Annotated in this window: 3 protein-coding genes and 2 tRNA genes; 4 read left to right on the top strand and 1 reads right to left on the bottom strand. The window is 65.9% G+C overall.

Annotation, left to right across the window (positions count from 1 at the left end; translation table 11 throughout):
• The first annotated feature begins 185 nt into the window (after window positions 1-185).
• Window positions 186-272, top strand: a tRNA-Leu gene (locus AC04L7_RS12875).
• Between the two features lie 16 nt (window positions 273-288).
• Here the strand turns inward: AC04L7_RS12875 and AC04L7_RS12870 are convergent.
• Window positions 289-435: a hypothetical protein gene (locus AC04L7_RS12870; RefSeq protein ID WP_296281243.1), complete on the bottom strand. Its 147-nt coding sequence runs from the start codon at window positions 433-435 to the stop codon at window positions 289-291.
• A 143-nt stretch (window positions 436-578) separates the two neighbouring features.
• Between AC04L7_RS12870 and AC04L7_RS12865 the strand changes: the two genes are divergently transcribed.
• From AC04L7_RS12865 to gyrA, 3 genes are all read left to right on the top strand, one after another.
• On the top strand, window positions 579-2201 hold the full coding sequence (locus AC04L7_RS12865; protein WP_435999080.1) for an FMN-binding glutamate synthase family protein: 1623 nt from the start codon (window positions 579-581) through the stop codon (window positions 2199-2201).
• Between the two features lie 60 nt (window positions 2202-2261).
• A tRNA-Val gene (locus AC04L7_RS12860) sits at window positions 2262-2336 on the top strand.
• A gap of 289 nt (window positions 2337-2625) precedes the next feature.
• A partial coding sequence (gyrA, locus tag AC04L7_RS12855; protein ID WP_475513143.1) for a DNA gyrase subunit A occupies window positions 2626-4551 on the top strand: 1926 nt, incomplete at its 3' end.

The following is a 4551-nucleotide window of genomic DNA, read 5'->3' as shown; positions in this document are numbered from 1 at the left end:
GAATAGCTCAGTTGGTAGAGCACGACCTTGCCAAGGTCGGGGTCGAGGGTTCGAGTCCCTTTTCCCGCTCCATACATGCTCCTCGTCGAGCACGCACGAAGCCCCGCCCGCGGGGCTTCGTCGTTCCTGGCATTCGCATGCACGCCGCTTTCCAAGGCGGCCTCAGTGAGGCAGGCTATCCCCGGGCCCGGATGGCGAAACTGGTAGACGCATCGGACTTAAAATCCGCCGGCCGCAAGGCCATGCCGGTTCGATTCCGGCTCCGGGCACCACGCACGCGTTATCGCCTCAGCGCTGCCGCTTCTTCTCTTCTTCGCGCACCTTGCGCCGGACGAACAGCGCCACGAAGACGCTGATTCCCACCATGACGATGCTGCCGCCGATGGCCAGCCAGCCGACGGGTTCCATCAGGATTTCGCGCAGGATCGGATGCATGTCGGGCTCTCCCGGTTGTGGTGATGTCAACCTCGCATTGCGCATGGGTGCGGGCATTGATCCGGATCAACCGTGCGGGACGCCTGCGGCATGCCGTCGCAGGGCATGGCATAGAATCGACGCTGGCCCTCGGGAGACTGCCGATGCAGCGTTACCTCGCCTATGCCGCCAGCCTCGTGCTGGCCTTCGTTTCGCTGGCACTCGCGCTGGCCTGGCCGGTCGCGTGGTGGGGTGTCGCCGTCTTCGGTGCCTTGGCGCTGCTCGGTACCTGGGACGTGCTGCAGACGCGCAGCACGCTGCGCCGCAACTATCCGGTGCTGGCGCATTTCCGCTACGGACTGGAATCGGTCGGTCCCGAGATCCGCCAGTATTTCATCGAGGGCGATACCGCCGAGGTGCCGTTCTCGCGGCAGCAGCGCGCGCTGGTCTACCAGCGTGCCAAGGGTGTCAGCGACGTGGTCCCGTTCGGCAGCCAGCAGGATGTCTATGGCGTGGATTACGAATGGATCAACCATTCGATGGCGCCCGCGAGCGTGGACTCGCACGACTTCCGCGTCGTCATCGGCGCGGGTACGGCGCAGCCGTATTCGGCGAGCGTGTTCAACATCTCGGCGATGAGCTTCGGCTCGCTGTCCGCCAACGCGGTGCGTGCACTGAACGAAGGCGCGCGACGCGGCAATTTCTACCATGACACTGGCGAAGGTTCGATCTCTGCGTATCACCGCGAGAAGGGCGGGGACCTCGTATGGGAAATCGGCTCCGGGTACTTCGGTTGCCGTGACGACCAGGGGCGATTCGACGAACAACGCTTCACCGAGAACGCGCGGTCGCCGCAGGTCAAGATGATCGAGGTGAAGCTGTCGCAGGGCGCCAAGCCCGGCCACGGCGGTGTRCTGCCGGCCGCCAAGGTCAGCGCGGAGATTGCCGCCACGCGCGGCGTGCCGATGGGGCACGACTGCGTCTCGCCGGCGAAGCACTCCGCGTTCTCGACGCCGGTGGAACTGCTGCAGTTCATCGCTCGCCTGCGCGAGCTGTCGGGTGGCAAGCCCACCGGCTTCAAGCTGGCGATCGGGCACCCCTGGGAGTGGTTTGGCATCGCCAAGGCGATGCACGAGACCGGGCTGCTGCCGGACTTCATCGTGGTGGACGGGGCGGAAGGCGGTACGGGCGCCGCACCCGCTGAATTCATCGACCATGTCGGCGTGCCGATGCACGAGGCGTTGCTGCTGGTCCACAACACGCTGGTTGGACTCAACCTGCGCGACCGCATCCGGATCGGTGCGGCAGGCAGGATCATCAGTGGCTTCGACATCGCCCGGACCATGGCGATGGGGGCGGACTGGTGCAACGCCGGGCGAGGGTTCATGTTCGCGCTGGGCTGCATCCAGGCGCAGAGCTGCCACAACGACCGTTGCCCGACCGGTGTCGCCACCCAGGACCCGAAGCGCTGGAAGCACCTGGATGTGTCCGACAAGTCCGTGCGCGTGCAGCAGTTCCACGACAACACGCTGAAGGCCCTGCGCGACATGCTGTGCGCGGCCGGCCTCGAGCATCCGCAGCAGCTGGGGCCCGAGCACATCCTGAGGCGGGTGTCGCCCATCGAAGTGCGTTCACTGGCAGCGCTGTACAAGTTCCTGGCGCCGGGCGAGCTGCTGGCGGGGGTCCCCACGCACGCGGTGTTCCGCGACTTCTGGCCGGATGCGCGCAGCGACTGTTTCGCGCCGCCGCGGCGGGTCAGTGCACTGTGCGACACCAAGGACCGCTGACCGGCGGCTGCGTTGACCGCCCCCCCGGTCGACGGCTATCATTCGCGCCCCGATGATTTCGGGCGGTTAGCTCAGCGGTAGAGCACTGCTTTCACACGGCAGGGGTCACAAGTTCGAAACTTGTACCGCCCACCAGTTCCAGCGAAAAGCCCGGCCTCGGCCGGGCTTTTTCGTTCCCGAACGGAGCTGCCCGGGACTGGATGGGCGGCCGCGTCGGCCACCGCTTCCCGGGTAGGGCGAGCAGGCGCATAAGTGCTTGTTTCCCCGGCTGAAACCGTCGGTCTGGCGCGCCTGCTGTGGTACACTCCACCGGTTGCAGAACCCGCCGGAATCCCCGCCTGTCGCTGCCTCGCCGACCTTCGTCGGCTAGGCGTGTTTTGGCCCGGATTCAGGCCCGAGACAATCAGAGAAACACGGAACCCGAATGGCCGAGACCGCCAAGGAAATCATCCCCGTCAACCTCGAAGACGAGATGCGTCGCAGCTATCTCGATTACGCGATGAGCGTGATCGTGGGGCGCGCGCTTCCGGATGTCCGCGACGGACTGAAGCCCGTCCACCGGCGCGTCCTGTTCGCCATGAACGAACTGGGCAACCACGCCAACAAGCCGCACGTGAAGTCCGCCCGCATCGTCGGTGACGTGATCGGTAAGTACCACCCGCACGGCGACMAGTCCGTCTACGACACGCTGGTGCGCATGGCGCAGCCGTTCTCGCTGCGCTACATGCTGGTCGATGGCCAGGGCAACTTCGGTTCGGTCGACGGCGACTCCGCCGCCGCCATGCGTTACACCGAAGCCCGCATGGCGAAGCTCACCCATGAGCTGCTGGCGGACATCGACAAGGAAACCGTCGATTTCCAGCCCAACTACGACGAGAAGGAACAGGAACCGACGGTCCTGCCGACGCGCTTCCCGAACCTGCTGGTCAACGGTTCGGCCGGCATTGCGGTGGGCATGGCCACCAACATCCCGCCGCACAACCTGTCGGAAGTGGTCAACGGCCTGATTGCGCTGATCGACAACCCCGAACTCGACGTCGACGGGTTGATGCAGTACATCCCCGGCCCGGATTTCCCCACCGGCGGCATCATCAACGGCACCGCCGGCATCATCGCCGGCTACCGCACCGGCCGCGGCCGCGTGCGCATGCGCGCCAAGGCCGACATCGAGGTCAACGACGACAACGGTCGCGAGTCGATCATCGTCACCGAGATCCCGTACCAGGTGAACAAGGCGCGGCTGATCGAGAAGATTGCCGAGCTGGTGAAGGAAAAGAAGCTCGAAGGCATCAGCGAGCTGCGCGACGAGTCCGACAAGGACGGCATGCGCATCTACATCGAGGTCAAGCGCGGCGAATCGGCCGAGGTCGTCCTCAACAACCTGTACCTGCAGACGCCGATGGAATCGGTGTTCGGCATCAACATGGTCGCGCTGGTCGATGGCCGCCCGCAGCTGCTCAACCTGAAGCAGATGCTGGAAGCCTTCGTCCGCCACCGCCGCGAAGTGGTGACCCGCCGGACCATCTTCGAACTGCGCAAGGCGCGCAACCGCGCCCACATCCTGGAAGGCCTGACGGTCGCGCTCGCGAACATCGACGAGATGATCGAGCTGATCAAGACGTCGGCCAACCCGCAGGAAGCGCGCGAGCGCATGCTCGCCAAGACCTGGGAGCCGGGCCTGGTGGGCGCGCTGCTCGCCGCCGCCGGCGCCGAAGCCTCGCGTCCGGAGGACCTGCCCGCTGCGATCGGTTTCGTCGACGGCCGCTACCAGCTCAGCGAGGCCCAGGCCACGCAGATCCTGGAAATGCGCCTGCACCGCCTGACCGGCCTGGAGCAGGAAAAGCTGACAGAGGAATACCGCCAGCTGCTGGAGACCATCGCCGGGCTGATCCGCATCCTCGAGAACCCGGACGTGCTGCTGCAGGTGATCCGCGACGAGTTGCTGAACGTCAAGGCCGAGTTCGGCGACGAGCGCCGCAGCGAGATCCGCCACAGCGAAGAAGACCTCGACATCCTGGACCTGATCGCGCCGGAAGACATGGTGGTCACGCTGTCGCACGCGGGCTACGCCAAGCGGCAGCCCGCCAGCGCCTACCGCGCGCAGAAGCGCGGTGGCCGTGGCCGCAGCGCGGCGGCGACCAAGGAAGAGGATTTCATCGACCAGCTGTGGCTGGTCAACACGCACGACACGCTGCTGACCTTCACCAGCAGCGGCAAGGTGTTCTGGCTGCCCGTCTACCAGCTGCCGGAAGCCGGTTCCAATGCGCGCGGCCGCCCGATCATCAACTGGATCCCGCTGGAACCGGGAGAGAAGGTCCAGGCCGTGGTCCCCGTGCGCGACTACGAGGGG

Source organism: Pseudoxanthomonas sp. LjRoot204_2 (assembly GCF_056175765.1).
Note: the sequence above shows the minus strand (reverse complement) of the source record. Positions and strands in the feature narration are given on the sequence as shown.

Bases quoted from the DNA above. Each gene is read 5' to 3' on its own strand.
- AC04L7_RS12870 (WP_296281243.1), bottom strand. From the start codon at position 435: ATGCATCCGATCCTGCGCGAAATCCTGATGGAACCCGTCGGCTGGCTG.